General features: G+C 72.3%; 8 protein-coding genes. 6 read left to right on the top strand and 2 right to left on the bottom strand.

Features of this window, described 5'->3' with window-relative positions; genetic code table 11:
* Positions 1-393 precede the first annotated feature (393 nt).
* A complete protein-coding gene (locus JOD66_RS18620) occupies positions 394-6,309 on the bottom strand; it encodes a CLIPPER-2 domain-containing protein (RefSeq protein WP_204838317.1) in 5,916 nt (1,971 codons plus the stop codon).
* A 276-nt stretch (positions 6,310-6,585) separates the two neighbouring features.
* Here JOD66_RS18620 and JOD66_RS18615 point away from each other — a divergent pair, with 276 nt between their 5' ends.
* The 3 genes from JOD66_RS18615 to JOD66_RS18605 are packed head-to-tail and all read left to right on the top strand — an operon-like array spanning position 6,586 to position 11,413.
* The gene (locus JOD66_RS18615) at positions 6,586-8,964 is read left to right on the top strand and encodes an isopeptide-forming domain-containing fimbrial protein (protein WP_204838316.1); all 2,379 of its coding nucleotides are present in this window, start codon (positions 6,586-6,588) and stop codon (positions 8,962-8,964) included.
* Between the two features lie 55 nt (positions 8,965-9,019).
* Positions 9,020-10,507: a SpaH/EbpB family LPXTG-anchored major pilin gene (locus JOD66_RS18610; protein ID WP_204838315.1), complete on the top strand. Its 1,488-nt coding sequence runs from the start codon at positions 9,020-9,022 to the stop codon at positions 10,505-10,507.
* Between the two features lie 6 nt (positions 10,508-10,513).
* The gene (locus tag JOD66_RS18605) at positions 10,514-11,413 is read left to right on the top strand and encodes a class C sortase (RefSeq protein ID WP_204838314.1); all 900 of its coding nucleotides are present in this window, start codon (positions 10,514-10,516) and stop codon (positions 11,411-11,413) included.
* Between the two features lie 11 nt (positions 11,414-11,424).
* Here the strand turns inward: JOD66_RS18605 and JOD66_RS18600 are convergent, their stop codons facing one another.
* Positions 11,425-12,960: an MFS transporter gene (locus JOD66_RS18600; RefSeq protein ID WP_204838313.1), complete on the bottom strand. Its 1,536-nt coding sequence runs from the start codon at positions 12,958-12,960 to the stop codon at positions 11,425-11,427.
* A 497-nt stretch (positions 12,961-13,457) separates the two neighbouring features.
* Between JOD66_RS18600 and JOD66_RS18595 the strand changes: the two genes are divergently transcribed.
* The 3 genes from JOD66_RS18595 to JOD66_RS18585 all read left to right on the top strand — a co-directional run bounded on the left by JOD66_RS18595 (position 13,458) and on the right by JOD66_RS18585 (position 16,470).
* On the top strand, positions 13,458-14,918 hold the full coding sequence (locus JOD66_RS18595; RefSeq protein WP_204838312.1) for a sugar transferase: 1,461 nt from the start codon (positions 13,458-13,460) through the stop codon (positions 14,916-14,918).
* 38 nt (positions 14,919-14,956) lie between these two features.
* The gene (locus JOD66_RS18590) at positions 14,957-15,733 is read left to right on the top strand and encodes a DUF4422 domain-containing protein (protein ID WP_204838311.1); all 777 of its coding nucleotides are present in this window, start codon (positions 14,957-14,959) and stop codon (positions 15,731-15,733) included.
* 110 nt (positions 15,734-15,843) lie between these two features.
* On the top strand, positions 15,844-16,470 hold the full coding sequence (locus tag JOD66_RS18585) for a pseudaminic acid biosynthesis-associated methylase (RefSeq protein WP_204838310.1): 627 nt from the start codon (positions 15,844-15,846) through the stop codon (positions 16,468-16,470).
* The last annotated feature ends 2 nt before the right edge of the window (positions 16,471-16,472 follow it).

Raw genomic sequence — 16,472 nt, 5'->3', positions numbered from 1 at the left:
CCCGATCGACGCCGTCCCCCAGGCTGTCATCACGATCCTGCATCCCCCTACCTCAGCCGGCCTGACCCGACGGAGCCTACCCAACGGTTCGGTCGCTCGAACTCCGGACGCGGGATCGGCTTCGACCGGTGGCGTCCTGCGGGCCGTACGACGAGGGGACGCGGCCCGCCACGCTCGCGTCCGACGGCCGGGCGCGGTCGAGGCAGGCGAGCAGGAGGAGGAGCCCCAGTCCGGGCAGGAGGACCAGGGCTCCCGGCAGCGCTCCGGCCCAGGACATCAGGGTCGGGCCCACCCCCAAGGTGAGCACGCCCGCGGTCACGAAGACCGGCGAGGTGCGCGGCCGTCGGGGCGTGGCCGTCGGGATCCTCCGCGGGACCCACCGCTCCCGACCCATCAGCGCCGACGATGCCGGGACAGGATGCCCCCGCCCGCCAGCAGCAGGAGCAGGCCCAGGGCCAGCACCGGCCAGCCCACGGGGGAGCCCGTGTCGGGGAGTCCGCCACCGGACGTGGTCGCCTTGCCCGGCTTCCCCGGCCCGACCGGCTCGAGACGGACCGAGGAGCGAGCGCTGTCCACCCGGACGCCCCCGCCCGTCGACCCGCTCGCCGACGCGGTGTTGCGCAGGTCGGAGTCGAGGTCGGCGGCACTCACCCGGTAGCTCGCCGTGCACACCACCTGCTGCCCGGGGGCGAGCCCACCGGTGAGGTCGGGGCACCGCACGGCGCCCAGCTTCCCGGAACCGGAGAACCTCACCTCGTGCACCGCGACGTCACGCAGGGTCACGTTGCCGGTGTTGGTCACCACGAAGGAGTACTGGACGCGATCGCCGGCCCGGATCTTGCGGACGTCGGCACTCTTGACCAGCGTCAGGGACGGCTTCGGGTCGGCCGGCAGCTCGACTCCCGCCGGTGGCGACGTCACGGCCGGGCCGCGCGGGGGCGTTCCGGTCGCGGCCGCCGTGTTGCGCAGCCTGCCGGCATCGACGTCGGCCTGGGTCGGCACGTAGGTGGCCGTGCAGGTCATCGCCGCGCCCGGCGCCAGGGTCGTGCCCGGACAGCTGATGGCGGACAGCTTTCCCGACCCCGAGAACGCCGTCTCCGTCACGACGATCTCGCGCAGCCGCACCGTTCCGGTGTTGGTCACGACGAACGAGTAGGTCACCGTCTCGCCCGCGCGCAGCACCGTGCGGTCGGCCGTCTTGACCAGGGTCAGTGCGGCGGTGCCGGCCTCCTCGATCGTCACCGACGACGGCGGCGAGGTGACCGGCTCGCCCCTGGGCGGCGTACCGCTCGCGGTGGCGGTGTTGGTCAGCGCGCCGGCGTCGACGTCGTCCTGGGTCACCGTGTAGGTCGCCACGCAGGTGAGCTGCGCTCGCGGCGCGAGGTCGCCCGGCGGACACGTGATCGGCGACAGCTCGCCGGAGCCGGAGAATTCCTCCTCCTGGACGCGCACGTCGCGCAGCGTCACGTTGCCGGTGTTGGTGACGGCGAACGAGTAGGTCACCACCTGGCCGACCTCCAGGCCGGTGGCGTCGGAGCTCTTGACCAGGCTCAGTGCCGGCCGCGCCGGGATCGGCAGCGTCTCGGTGTCGGGCGGCGAGGCGACCGGTTCACCGTGGGGCGGGGTCGCGCCCGCCGTGGCGGTGTTGGTCAGCGACCCGGCATCGACGTCGGCCTGGGTCACCGTGTAGGTCGCCGTGCAGGTGACGGACGCACCCGGCGCCACCGGCTCCGTGGGACAGCTGATCGCCGACAGCGTGCCGCTGCCCGAGAAGTCGCCTTCGGCGATGGTCACCTCGCGCAACGTCACGTTGCCGGTGTTGGTGACCGCGAAGGAGTAGGTCAGCTCGGTTCCGGCCGCCACGTCCTGCGTCGGGGAGACCGACTTGTCCAGGGCGACCGCGGGCGCCTGGTCGGCGGGCAGCGACACCGACGAGGGCGGCGACACGACCGGCGCGTCGGCACCGGGCGGGGTGCCCGCGGCGGTCGCCGTGTTGTCGAGCGTGCCGGCGTCGACGTCGGCCTGGGTCACGGTGTAGGTCGCCGTGCACGTCGTCTGCGCCCGCGGCGCGAGGGTCGTGACCGGGCAGCTGATCGCCGAGAGCTCGCCCGAACCGGAGAACGAGGTGTCGCGCACGGCCAGGTCGCCCACGGTGACGTTGCCGGTGTTGGTGACCGCGAACGAGTAGGTGATCGTCTCGTTCGCGACCAGCTCGGTCGTGTCGGCCGACTTGACCATGGCGAGCGACGGGTCGGACACGACCGGCACGGCGGCGGCGTCGCGGTTCGACGCGACGTCGGCGCCACCCGGCGCCGTCCCGCCGGCGACGGCGGCGTTGGTGAGCCGGCCCCCGGCGTCGACGTCGGCCTGGGTCGTCTCGTAGGTCGCCGTGCACAGCACGGTCGCGCCGGGCGCCAGCCGCGGCCCCGGGTCGGCCGGCGGGTCGGTGGTGGTGCGGCAGGTCAGCGGACTCATCGTGCCGGACCCGCTGAACGCGACCTCGTCGACGTGCCAGTCGGCGATGGTGACGTTGCCGGAGTTGGTGAGCGCGAACGTGTAGGTGATCGTCTGCCCGGCCGCGGTGATCTCGTCGCGGTCGGCCGACTTGACCAGGTGGAGGCGCGGGTCCGGGTCCTGCGGTACGGCGGCCTCGGCGGGCCCCGAGCCGTACTCACCGCCCTGCGGGTCGCGCCCCCAGGCGTTGGCCGCGTTGTAGACCCGGCCCGCGTCGACGTCGGCCTGCTGGACGACATAGGTCGCCGTGCAGGTCATCTGCTGGCCCGGCGCGAGGGTGCTCGTCGGGCAGTCGATGTCGCTGAGGCGGCCGGCGCCGGTGAACTGGGTCTCGGTGACGTCGACGTCGCGCATGGTGGTGTTGCCGGCGTTGGTGACGACGAACGAGTAGCTCAGCGTCTCTCCCGCGGTGAGCCGGTCGTCGGGGGTCACCGACTTGGTCAACGTGAGAGCCGGGTTCTGGACGACGCCGACCGCGACGTCGTCGGGCGGCGAGGTGACCGGGTCGCCCTGGGGCGGAGTCGCGCCGGCCGTCGCGGTGTTGGTCAGGGGTACGTCGGCGTCGATGTCGGCCTGCGTGACGGTGTAGGTGGCCGTGCAGGTCGTCGAGGCGCCCGGGATGAGCGCGGCGGGCTCAGCTGGGCAGGCGATGGCCGACAGGTCGCCGGCGCCGCTCAGGTCGGTGTCGGAGACGGTGATCTCGCGCAGCGTCACGTTGCCGGTGTTGGTCACCACGAACGAGTAGTCGATCACCTCGCCCGCCCGGGTGACGACCTGGCGATCGGCGCGCTTGTCGATGCTCAGCCGCGGCGCGGGAGCCTCGGTGAGCCGGGCCCGGCCGGGGTCGGAGGTGACGGCCGGGCCGTTCGGCGGCGTGCCGCTCGCGGTCGCGGAGTTGTCGAGCGTGCCGCGATCGACGTCGGCCTGCTGGACGACGTAGGTCGCCGTGCAGGTCATCGACGCGTCCGGCGCGAGCGTGGTCTCCGGGCAGCTGATCGCCGACATCGGGCCGGCCCCGGTGAAGTCGCCCTCGGTGACGACGACATCGCGCAGCGTCACGTTGCCGGTGTTGGTGACGACGAAGGAGTAGCCCACGGTCTTGCCGACCGGTGCCAGCGTGCGGGTGTCGGCGGACTTGGCGATGGTGATCGCCGGCGCCGCCTCGATGTCGACCAGCGCGGTGCTCGGCGGCGAGACGACCGGCTCGTTGCCGGGGTCGCTCGCGGTGGCCCGAGCGGTGTTGGTCACGTCGTCGCCGCGGTCGATGTCGGCCTGGGTCAGCGTGTAGCGCACGAAGCAGGTCACCGAGCTCCCCGGCCGAAGCGAGGCCGCGGCGGGCGGGCAGTAGACGTCGGGCCGCGCACCCCGCCCCGAGAATGCCGTCTCGTCGACACCGACGTCGTGGACGGTGACGTTGCCGGTGTTGGTGATCTTGAACTGATAGCTGACCACCTCGCCGGCGCGCGTGGCCGCGACCGGCAGCGCGGTCTTGACCAGCTCGAGGCGCGGCGCGTTCTCGATCGGCTCACCGGTCGTGGACGGCGGCGAGGTGACCGGCCGGTCACTGGGGTCGGTGCCGGTCGCGACCGCGGTGTTGTCGACCTTGCCGGCATCGACGTCGGCCTGGGTCAGCGCGTACGTCGCCGTGCAGCTGAGCTGGCGTCCCGGCGCCAGCGGCCCGGTGGAGGGGCAGTCGATGGGCGAGAGCGTGCCGGTGCCGGTGAACTGCTGCTCGTCGATCGCGATGTCGTCGATGGTCACGTTGCCGCGGTTGGTGACCCAGAACGTGTAGGTGATCACGTCGCCGGCCGTCGGTACGCCGTCGGGGCCGAGGTCGATCCGGTCGACCTTCTCGAGGTCGAGCTCGGGGTCGGCCGGCACCCGGACCGTCGCCGAGGACTCCTCGGACCTGGCCGGCGCGCCGCCGGGCGTGGTCGCCCCCGCGGTCGCGGTGTTGACCAGCGCGACGCCCGCGTCGACATCGGCCTGGGTCACGGTGTAGGTCGCCGTGCAGGTGGTGGTGGCCCGCGGGGCCAGGCTCGTCACCGGGCACGTGGCGGGCGAGATCGTGCCGCTGCCGTTGAACGCCGACTCGTCGATGGTCAGGTCCCGCAGCGTCACGTTGCCGGTGTTGGTGACCCGGAACGAGTAGGTGATCACCTGGCCGGCACGCTGCGCCTCGGCGCGGTCGGCGGTCTTGACCAGCGTCATCCCCGGCAGCGGATCCTGGGGGACGCTCGCGTCGTCGGGCGGTGAGGTGACCGGGTCGCCGCCGGTGGTCGGCGTACCTGTCGCGGTCGCGGCGTTGGTGATCCGGCCCTTGTCGACGTCGGCCTGCTGGACGACGTACGTCGCCGTGCAGGTCACCGACGTGGTGGGCGCCACCTCGCCTTGCGGGCAGGAGACGGCGGAGACCTCGCCGGCCCCGTCGAAGGAGGTCTCGTCGACCCGGATGTCGCGCAGCGGGGTGTTGCCGGTGTTGGTCACCTCGAACGAGTAGGTGATCGTCTCCCCGGCCACCAGCTCGTTGCGGTCGGCGGTCTTCTCGATCGTCAGGGCCGGCCGGAGTGCTTCGTTGGCGAACGTGCACAGCGCGGCCACGCCGTCGTTGCCACCGTCGGGCATGACGAAGCTGCCCGTCGTACCGGTGCCGGAGGCGATCACCGCATCCCCGGCGTTCTGGTCGACGCAGGTCCAGCGACTGCGGTAGTCGGGCAGCCCCGAGCCGCTTCCCGTCTCGGTGATCGTGTAGCGGGTGCCGGTCAGCGCCATCACCGGGCCGGCCACCTGGGGCTGCACGCCGTCGGCGTCACCCGCCGTGGTCGCCGTGTTGGCCCGGCTGATCCCGCCGCCGGTGACCGAGAGGGTGACCTGGTCGCCGGCGTCCTTGCGGCCGCCGGGGAAGTCCTTGGCCACCTCGATCGTGTTGGGCGCTGCGCACGAGCCCAGGTCGCCGAGCCGGTTGGCCTCGGGCATCGGCGCGCTGTGCACCACGACGCCGGTGGTGGGATTGACCTGGAAGATGGTGGCCCGGCTCGCGACGTGGAGGTAGCCGGTGCCGGCGAAGGCGAGCCCCACGATCGGCTGCCCCGCGGTGGTCTGGACGCGGGCGAGCTCGGTCGGCCGGATCGTGAGGGGGGTGCCGACCCGGGTGGTGGGCAGGGCGTCCTTGATGACGTGGACGATGTTGTTGCCGTTGCTGTCGCCGGCCGACAGGTAGAGGTTGCCCTGGGCGTCGAAGGCCATGTCGCCGTTGCTCCCGCCCGGGATCGACCCGGTGGCGACCAGGCCGAGGTCGGTGTTGGTGGCCGGGTTGTAGCCGTAGAGCCGACCGACGCCCGCGGAGTCGATGCCGCCGTAGTAGTAGATCCCGGTCGCGGCGTTGAACGCTCCGTGCGTGTACTGCAGCCCGTTGGCGACCCGCAGCAGCCGGTAGGAGTCGGTGGCCCGGGTGTAGGTCGCGACGTAGCGCTGGTTGCCGTCGCTGGCGTTGGTGGTGGCCAGCACCGCGTAGACCGCGCCGCCGTCGCCGGAGACGCCCATCGCGTTGAAGCCGTAGGTCTGGTTGGACCAGTTCATCCGCCCCACCGGGTTCTGGGCGCCGCTGATCGTGTCGACCTGCCAGATCGTGTAGGGGTAGGGGATCTGGAGGCCGTAGACCTGGCTGCAGTCGAGTGCCGGCGCCGCGACCGCCCGCGGGGCGCTCGTCACGGCGACCACCACGAGGCCGACCAGGAGTACCGGCACGCAGGCGAGGAGCATCGCCGCGCGTCGTGTGAACCGAGACTTCGACATGCGTCCCCCCATCGAGCCTGCCGTCGAGCGCTGCACCGGGGCGACGATTCCGAGAACACCGGAGACGCCACCAGCATCGAGCGAGAACTCTTCGCAGATCGTCGACCGCCGCCGCGCAATCGACGTTCTGCGCAACCAGGCGGCTCTGGGCTTCGTTCAGCGTGCCGCCCGAGGCGAGATTGGAGCCGCGCCCCCGGATCCCCCCTTCCCCGGTGGCGGACGTCATCGCCGACGTCTCCGAAGCCATCTCATCGACTCATCGGGGATCACAGCCACATGCGGACCTCTCGCCCTGCCCGGCGAGCACACACCGGTGCGATCGCACTGGCCGTGCTCGTCGCCGTCGGGCTGCTCGCGCTGCCTGCCGCGGCCACGCCATCGCGCGGAGCCTCCTTCGTCACCACCGCCGCAGCGGCCGCCGCCGCGCCCGGCCCCTACTGCCAGCCCGGTCTCTACTACGCGCTGACCTTCCCCGGCACCATTCACCGGGCGCAGATGACCGGCAGCCCCCCGGTGCCGCCTGCGGCGCTCACGACCGTCGGCGCGCTCGGCGTCACCACGCCGATCGACAACGGCCCCCAGCAACCGACCACCAGCGCCTACGGCGCCGCCAACGCGCTCGGGGTGGCGCCCGACGGCACGTTCTACGCCGTGCAGCCACGGGTGGTCCGCAGCACCGTCGCCGCGCAGGACCGGTGGCTGGTCGACGTCTACCGGATGGCGCCGGGCGCGACGAGTGGGACCCGCGTGGCCACCAACTACTGGTACGACACGGGGCGCTGGACCAGTGCCAGGGAGCAGAAGACGTTCAAGACCATCGGCGGCGCGGTGCACCCCCTCAACGGCGCCTACTACTTCATGAACGTCCAGGACCGGCCGGGTGACAGCCGGTTCCCGAGCGGCTGGGCGATCGACGTCTTCGAGTACAAGCCGGCCACCGGCGTCGGGCTGCGGGCGACGATCGCGCTGCCGGCCGGCGTCGTGGTCAGCAACGGCGCCATGAACGGCGACATCGACTTCGACGACCAGGGCAACTTCTACTTCCTGTTCTCCGGCAACGGCCGCTCCCAGCTGCTGTCCGTGACCCGCGAGCGCGGTGAGAGCGCCCCGACCAACGGTGACCCGATCTACCCGTCGGCGGTCTCCGAGACGATCGACACGCCGCCGAACATGTCCTACAACGGCATCGCCTTCGACTCCACCGGCGCGATCGTGGCCCAGGCCCTCGACCCGGACACCCAGGTCACGAGCCACCGCACCTTCGACCCCAACACGCTGCGGCCGATCTCGCCGCTGGTGCGGACCAATGTCACCTGGGGCTCCGACCTGGCCTCCTGCCAGTCCCCGGGCACCCTGCGGCTCGAGAAGGACGTCGTGGGCCGCGACCTGCCCGACGACCAGTTCCGGCTGAGCATCCACCGGATCACGAACGCGGGCGAGACCACCGCCGCGACCGCCACGACGACCGGTACGGCGACCGGTGTCCAGCCGGTCCTGGCCGGCCCGGTGCCGGGGTTCACCGGGGCGACCTACGAGCTGCGGGAGGCCTCCACCCGCGCCGGCGGCCTCGCTGACTACACCACGACCTGGCGCTGCGCGAACGCCGACACCGGGGCGACGTACTCGTCGGGGACGGGCGCCACGATCCGGATCACCTCGTTCCCCGCGAGCACCCGGCTCACCTGCCGCTTCACCAACACCCCCGTCGAGCGGCCGATCGCGCTCACCAAGTCCGTCGATCCCCGTGCCGGCACCGCGGTCTCCCCCGGCCAGCTGGTCACCTACACGCTGGGCTTCGACAACACCGCCGGGCGCCGGGCGGCACCCGTCGACCACACCGACGTGCTGACCGGCGTCCTCGACGACGCCGAGCTCGTCGACGGCTCGCTGACGCCGCAGGCCCCGCTCACCGCGACCCGCGCGGGCGACCGGATCCGGATCGGCGGCTCGGTGCCGGCCGGCCAGACACGGACGGTGACCTACCAGGTCCGCGTGAAGCGGGCCGTCGACCTCGGTGACCGGGTGCTGCGCAACCTGCTCGTGCCCGGCAACCCGACGAACCCGCCGTGCACGCCGGCCAACAACTGCACCGAGAACCCCGTCCAGGACGCTGCCTGGAGCGTGGGCAAGACCGCCGAGCCGGCGAGCGGCACCGAGGTGCAGCCCGGCTCCGTGGTGACCTACCTCGTCGACACCTCCGTCAGCCGGGGGGTCGTTCCCGACGTCGTGCTGACCGACGACCTGAGCGCCGTCCTCGACAGCGCGTCGTTCGTCGCGGGCTCCGCGACGCTGACCGTCGACGGCGGCGCTCCGATCGCGGTTCCCGACCCGAGCGGGACCACGCTGCGCACTGCCTCGTTCCGGTTGCGCGCGGGGCAGACCGCCCGGCTGCGCTACCAGGTGCGGGTCGACGACGACGCCTGGGCCCGCACGCTGCGCAATGTCGTCACCGGCGAGGGCGCCACGCCGCCCGAGCGGTGCGCCCCCGGGGCCGACCCCGCCGGCTGCACCACCGACCACCCCACGCCCGCGCCGACGATCGTCCTCCCGGCGACCGGCGGCGGTGGGGTCGCACAGCTGCGCCTTCTCGGGGCGCTGCTCCTGCTGACCGCCGCGGTCGGCACCGCCCTGCGTCGTCGAGCGCGTCGTGCCTGACCTCGCGGACGAATCCGCCTCACCCACCCGTCACACCATCCCGAGGAGTCATCCCGTGCCCACCTCTCTCCGCCGCGCGTTGAGCGCGGTCCTGCTGGCCCTGCTGGGCATCGGCGCGACCGGACTCGGCGGCTTCGGCACCGCCCAGGCGGCACCCGTCGTCGACATCGACCCGGACGCGACCGCCTCCCTGCACCTCCACAAGTTCGAGCAGCCCGACGACTTCGGCCCTCCGGCCAACGGGCTCGAGACCGACATGACCGGCCAGAAGCCGATCGCCGGCGTCGAGTTCACCGTGCAGCGGGTCTCGGGCATCGACCTGACCACCAACGCGGGCTGGCGCGAGGCGGCCGCCCTGACCGAGGAGCAGGCGGCGGCACGCGCCGAGACCCCGGGGCGCACCGGCACGACCGATGCCGCGGGCGACGTCGACTTCACCGACCTGCCGCTGGGCCTCTACCTGGTGACCGAGACCAGCTATCCGGCGGGCGTCACGCCGTCGAAGCCGTTCCTGGTGACACTGCCTCTGACCCACCCCACGGACCGGGACACCTGGCTCTACGACGTCCACGTCTACCCCAAGAACGCCGTCACCGGCGCCACCAAGACCGTCGAGGACAGCGACTCGGTCAAGCTCGGCGACGACGTGAGGTGGACCATCACCGCCGACATCCCCCGCGTGGCGGAGATCGACCTCTACCGCATCGTCGACCGGCTCGACGAGCGGCTCGACTACCGCTCCGCCACGGTGCGGCTCACCAACGACGCCGCGTTGACCGAGGGCACCGACTACACGATCACCCACGACGCCGCGACCAACACCGTCACCGTCGAGTTCACCGCCGCCGGTCGCGAGATCCTCGCCGCGAACGCGCCCGACGCCCAGGTCGAGGTGGTCCTCACCACCACCGCCAATGCCACGGGCACGATCACCAACGAGGCGATCGTCTACCCCAACGAGGCCAGCACCGAGCACCAGCCGGGCGAGCCCGGCGGACCCGTCGTCACGCCTCCGGTCGACAGCCGCTGGGGCGTGATCGTGATCGAGAAGGTCGCCGACAGCAGCAGCGGCGGCGCCGCCCTCGCCGCCGGGAACCCGCTCGCCGGCGCGGAGTTCCAGGTCTACGCCAGCGAGGCCGACGCTCGCGCCCAGCGCGACCCGATCGTCATCGACGGCGTCGACACCTGGACCACCGGTGCCGACGGCCGCGCGGTGATCAGCGGCCTGCGCTACTCCAGCTATGCCGACGGCCGAGCGCTCGAGATCGGCGACCCCGACTACCGCTCCTACTGGCTGGTCGAGACCAAGGCTCCCGACGGCTTCGAGCTCCTCGCCGAACCCGTCCAGGTCGACGTCACCAGCGCCGACCCCGCCACCGTCAGCATCACGATCGAGAACGTGCCCCACAACGCCGGCTTCGACCTCCCCCTGACCGGCGGCGCCGGCACGACGCTGATCACGGTCCTCGGCCTGCTCCTGCTCGCCGGCGGCGTCCTGTTCGCGGTGCTCCGTGGGCGCCGTCGTACGCACGCGGAGGCCTGACCCGTCGTGTCCGTGCGGATCCCACCGGCCCGCGCCCGCCGACGGCGCGCGCGGGTCCGGTGGGACCTCCTCGTGGTCCTGGTGGTGGTGTGGAGCGGCCTGGGCCTGCTGCTCCTGCCCGCCGCCGCCACCTGGTACGCCGACATCGGGCACCGCGCCGACGTCACCGGCTACGCCCGCGAGGTCGAGCAGATCCCGGCCGCGAAGCGGTCCGCCCTGCTCGCCGACGCGCGGCGCTACAACGCGACGCTCCCCCAGGGCCGGCTGCGTGACCCGTGGACGAGTACGGACACTGCCCCCGGGCTCGACCCGGGCAGCTACGAGAGGCAGCTCGCCATCGCCGACGCGAGCGGGGTGATCGGCCGGATCTCCTATCCCCGCCTCGACATCCGGCTGCCCGTCTACCACGGCACCGCCCCGGCGATCCTGCGCAAGGGCGCCGGCCACCTCTTCGGGTCCAGTCTCCCGGTGGGCGGCGCGGGCAGCCACTCCGTGCTCACCTCGCACTCCGGCTACACCCACAAGCTCTTCGACGACCTGCACCGGGCCCGCCGGGGCGACGTCTTCTCCGTCAACGTGCTCGACCGGACCTTCTACTACGAGGTCGACCTGATCGAGACGGTGCTGCCCGACCAGACCGAGTCGCTGCTGATCGAGCCGGGCAAGGATCTGCTCACGCTCGTGACCTGCACGCCGATCGGCGTCAACTCCCACCGGTTGCTGGTGCGCGGCCACCGGGTCGCCGCTCCGGCCGAGCCGCCGCCCGGGACCACGATCGTCGGTCCCGGCGCCGGTGGCAGCGCGATCGCCTTCCCGTGGTGGCTGGTCCTCCTCCTCGGCGGCGGCGGGGCGAGCACGGTGGCCGGGCACCGGCTGCTGAGGCCCCGCGCCGCCGACGACCGATGAGGGCGGCCCCGTCAGCGGGCGCGGCGCAGTGTCAAGGCAGCGAGCGGAACCGACGCCGCACTGAGGCCGACCCCGATCAGTGAGGTGATGGCCACGCCCGAGCCGAAGGCGTGCTGCGCGGCGACCATGAGCGCGTCGGCCATGCCCGCCGGCAGCTCACCGGTCACCTGGACGGCGCCGGCGAGGGTCTCCCGGGCGGCACCCGCCTGGGCCACGGAGAGGCCGTCGGGGACACGCAGCCGGTCGGAGTAGGTGGTGGTCAGGATGGTGCCGAGGATCGCGGTGCCGAGCACGGTGCCGACCTCGTACGCCGTCTCCGAGATCGCGGAGGCGGCGCCCGCACGCGCTTCCGGGACCGCCGAGACGATCAGGTCGTTGGAGACGGTCTCGGCGGCGCCGACGCCGGCGGCGAGGAGCACGAACGCGACCACGATGGTCCCGACCCCGACCGTCGTGGATCCGCCCGCGGCGCTGAGCGCCATCACCAGGTAGCCCGCCCCGGACGCGGCCAGCGCCACGCACACCACCACGACCGGGCGGACCCGCTTGACGAGGGGGACGACCGCCAACCCGGCGAGGATCATCGCGAGCACACCGGGCAGCAGCATCAGGCCGGCCCGCATCGGCGCGAACCCGTGGACCAGCTGGAGCTGCTGGGAGACGAAGAACAGGAACCCGATCAACGAGAACACCGACAGCAGGTTGACCAGCACCGCGCCGCTGAACGGGCCCGTCGCGAAGAGCCGGACGTCGATCATCGGGTGGGCCAGGCGCAGCTGGCGACGTACGAAGACGACGATGACCACCGAGCCCACGACCAGCGCGGTCGACCCCCAACCGGTGACACCGCCCTTGGCGACGGTCTTGATGCCGTAGACGATCGCCAGCATCGAGACGAGCACCAGGCCGGCGGACCACAGGTCCAGCGGATGGCCGTGGGGGTCACGGGACTCGGGCAGCACGAACGGCGCCAGGGCGAGGAACAGCACCAGCACCGGGACCGCCATCAAGAACACCGAACCCCACCAGAACTGCGCGAGCAGGAAGCCGCCGACGATGGGTCCGAGCGCCGACCCGGAGGCGAATCCGGCCGCCCAGACGGCGATGGCGGTGCGGCGCTGGGCGCGGTCGGTGAACAGGGCACGGATCAGGGACAGCGTCGAGGGCATCAGCATCGCACCGAAGACACCCAGGCCCGCGCGCGCGGCGACCAGCGCCTCCCCGGTGGGTGCGTAGGCGGCGACCACGGACATCGCCGCGAAGCCGACGCTTCCCAGCAGCAGCATCCGGCGACGGCCGTAGCGGTCGGCGAGCGCGCCCATCGGCACCAGCAGCCCGGCGAGGACCAGCGGGTAGACGTCGACCATCCACAGCACCTGGGTCGCGCCGGGCTCCAGCGCGAGCGAGATCTGGGGCAGCGCGAACGCCAGCACCGTGTTGTCGATCGACACCAGCAGCACCGGGAGCAGCAGGACGGCGAGCGCGGCCCACGGGCTCCTCACGGCACCGCGGTCCTCGATGGTGGCGCGAACGGCCTCCTGGTTCACCACTCCCCCTCGGGATATGCCGGTCGCCGCTGCCTGCGGCGAGCCCGACGATCTCAACGCAGTCCGCCGGGACGTCGCGCCATCGGAGCCCCGCTCCTGCGCAGAACGACGATTCGTCGCTCGCGGACGTGCGAGGTCCCCGAGCCCTCGCCCTGTGGCCGACGCGACGACGAACGGCGCGGTGGGGCTCGACCACAGAGCAAGGGCTCCCTCTGCGGACCCGGAGGCGTTGAGCGGGTCGGTGGAGGGCGCCGGGGACGAAGGCCTCCGCCACCCACCCGTCAGGCTCGGGGACGGCCCATCTCAGCACGGCGCGGTCGTCCTGCCCAGAACCCCCGCGCTCGTCTGCGCAATCCGACGACCAGGAATCTCGCGACCGTCAATCTGCGAAGTGATCGCCGCGCTCGGATGCGGGACACCGGCGCGGATGGCTTGGATCGCCCTGGATCGATCGCCCGCATCGATCGATGCATCGTCACGGAACGAGGGGCTCCGCAGTGTCGGTCGTGGATGGTTCTCGGGTCGCCGCCCCCGCCGTCGGCGGCCGGCGCGCGACCCGGCGTACCCCTCGCCTGGCGTTGCCGGTCCTCGACGCCGTCCTGATCCTGGCCGCCTGCGCCATCGCACTCGTCGGTCAGGCGAGCATCCCGATCTTCATCGCGACCTCGGCCGTCCGCGATCACATCGGCGTCTCGGGCCCGGCCATCGCGCTGGGCTGGCTCGTGGCGCTCCAGGTGACGGGCAGTCGCCAGCCCTCGGTCCTCGGCGCCGGCACCGAGGAGTTCAAGCGGCTGCTACGAGCCACCGCCGTCACGGCCGGCATCACGGGCATCGTGTGCTACCTGTTGAAGTACCAGCTCTCCCGTGGCTTCTTCCTCCTCGTCTTCGTCGTCGGAGGGCTGCTGCTCCTCCTCGGCCGGCTCGTCGCCCGGCGCGTCCTGCACGGGCTGCGGCGTCGGGGCCGGTTCCAGGTGCCGACCCTCATCGTCGGCACACCCTCCGGGATCGACGCGCTGGCCGCCCGGCTGCGCAAGGACGACGGACAGGGCTATGTCGTGACCGGCGGGCTGACGATCACCGACGACCGATCCGAGGAGACGCCGGGCGGCACGCCCGTGCTGGGTTCGGCCCACGACGTCGAGACGATCGCCGAGCTCGTCCGGCCCGCCTTGGTCGTCTTCGCCAAGGACGCCAACCGGATCCCCCGCCAGCTCAACCAGTGGATCTGGTCGCTCGAGCAGCGCCACATCGAGGTCGCCCTCGCACCTGACCTCGACGACATCGCCCAGGAACGGGTCACGATGCGACCGGTCGACGGAGCACCTCTGCTCCTCATCGAGCACTCCCGCTGGACCCAGGCCGGCCGCATCGGGAAGCGCGCGTTCGACCTCGGGGCCTCGGCGGCCCTGCTGCTGCTGGCCTCGCCCGTACTCGCCCTCGCCGCGCTGTGGATCCGGCTCCACGACCGCGGCCCGGTCCTGTTCAAGCACACGCGCGTCGGACGGCTCGGCAGCTCGTTCGACTGCTGGAAGCTGCGGACGATGGTGGTCGACGCCGCCGCGCTCGACGACTCCCTGCGGGCGAGCAGCGACCAGACGGCGCTGCTGTTCAAGCTCAAGGAGGATCCGCGGGTCACCCGCCCGGGCCGCTGGCTGCGGCGCTACTCGATCGATGAGCTCCCCCAGCTGGTCAACGTCCTCCGCGGCGAGATGAGCCTGGTCGGTCCCCGCCCCCAGGTCACCGACGAGGTGGAGCTCTACGACGACGACATGGCCCGCCGCCTGCTCGTCCGACCCGGCATCACCGGGCTGTGGCAGGTATCGGGCCGCAGCGACCTCTCGGCCGAGGAGGCCATGCGCCTCGACCTCTACTACGTCGACAACTGGTCGATGGTCCGCGACCTCGCCATCCTCGCCCACACGGCGAATGCCGTGCTCAGCTCGCGGGGTGCGTATTGAGCACCACCCACCTTCCGCGCCACCGGCGCGAGGCTCGGATGCTCGTCGCCACCCATCGTCCCGAGAGCGAGGTCCCCAGCGACGACTTCCACCTTCCCGTCCACGTCGGCCATGCCCTGGACCCCGTCGCGACCGGTCACCAGCCCGACGACGTCGGCGACAACATCTCCCACCTCAACCGGTCCTACTGCGAGCTGACCGCCCTGTACTGGGCCTGGAAGAACCTCGACAGCGACGTCGTCGGCCTCAGCCACTACCGCCGCTACTTCCGCGGATCGCACCCCGGCCCCGCGGGCAAGGGGATCCTGTCCCGGGACGAGGCCACGGCGCTGCTCGCGAGTCACGACCTCGTCCTGCCCCGGCCGCGCAACTACTACGTCGAGACGATCGAGTCCCACTACCGCAACGGACACCACGGTCGCGACCTCGACATCCTCCGCGACGTCGTCGCCGACCTCTCCGCCGCCTACCTGCCGGCGTACGACCGGGTCTTCGGCGGCCGCCGCCTCTCGCTCTACAACATGCTGCTCACCCGCCGCGACGTACTCGACGCCTACGCCGCCTGGCTCTTCCCCCTGCTGGCCGCGACCTCCGCGCGGATCGGCGACCAGGGCGAGCGCACCGACTACCAGCAGCGCACCGTCGGCTACCTCGGCGAGCGTCTCCTCAACGTCTGGGCCACCCACCACGGCACCGACCTGCGCATCGCCCACCGGTCGGTCGTCAACACCCAGGGCGAGCCCAGGCTCCGGAAGGCCGCGGGCCTCGTCCGCCGCAAGGTGGGCGCCTACGACCCCGCCTCACGGACCCGATGAGTGGGACGCCGTCGTCGACCGACCGCCAGGACACGCTGCATCGACGATCCGCGCACAGGTCACTCGCGGAACAGGTCCGGGCTCCGCGGCCGCTGCTAGCGTCCGACGCCGTGACCGAGTTCAAGACCCAGCAGGAGTCGTTCTGGGCCGGGGATTTCGGAAGCGAGTACATCTCACGCAACGTCGACGCGTCGTACCTCGCGGCCAACCTCGCCTTCTTCGCGCCGATCCTCGAGCGCACCGCAGGCGTCTCCTCGATCCTCGAGCTCGGCGCCAACGTAGGCATGAACCTGCGTGCCCTGCGCCAGCTCCTGCCGGCCGCCTCGCTCGCCGCGGTCGAGATCAACGCCACGGCGGCCGCGGAGCTTCGGTCCTGGGGCGAGGCGACCGTCCACGAAGGCAGCATCCTCAGCCACGTCCCGGACGAACCGGTCGACCTGTCCTTCACCAAGGGGGTGCTCATCCACATCGCCCCCGACCAGCTCCCCGCCGCCTACGACAGGCTCGTCGCCGCGAGCCGGCGCTACGTCCTGGTCGCCGAGTACTACAACCCCTCACCTGTCACGGTGTCCTACCGCGGACACGACGACCGTCTGTTCAAGCGCGACTTCGCCGGCGAGATCCTCGACCGCCACCCGGAGCTGTCCCTCCTCGACTACGGCTTCGTCTACCGACGGGACCGCAGCTTCCCTCAGGACGACATCACCTGGTTCCTGATGGAGCGTCCGTGCGGCTGAGC

Source organism: Nocardioides nitrophenolicus (assembly GCF_016907515.1).
Classification (GTDB): Bacteria; Actinomycetota; Actinomycetes; order Propionibacteriales; family Nocardioidaceae; genus Nocardioides; species Nocardioides nitrophenolicus.
Note: the sequence above shows the minus strand (reverse complement) of the source record. Positions and strands in the feature narration are given on the sequence as shown.

Bases quoted from the DNA above. Each gene is read 5' to 3' on its own strand.
- JOD66_RS18620 (WP_204838317.1), bottom strand. From the start codon at position 6,309: ATGTCGAAGTCTCGGTTCACACGACGCGCGGCGATGCTCCTCGCCTGC.
- JOD66_RS18590 (WP_204838311.1), top strand. From the start codon at position 14,957: ATGCTCGTCGCCACCCATCGTCCCGAGAGCGAGGTCCCCAGCGACGAC.
- JOD66_RS18615 (WP_204838316.1), top strand. From the start codon at position 6,586: ATGCGGACCTCTCGCCCTGCCCGGCGAGCACACACCGGTGCGATCGCA.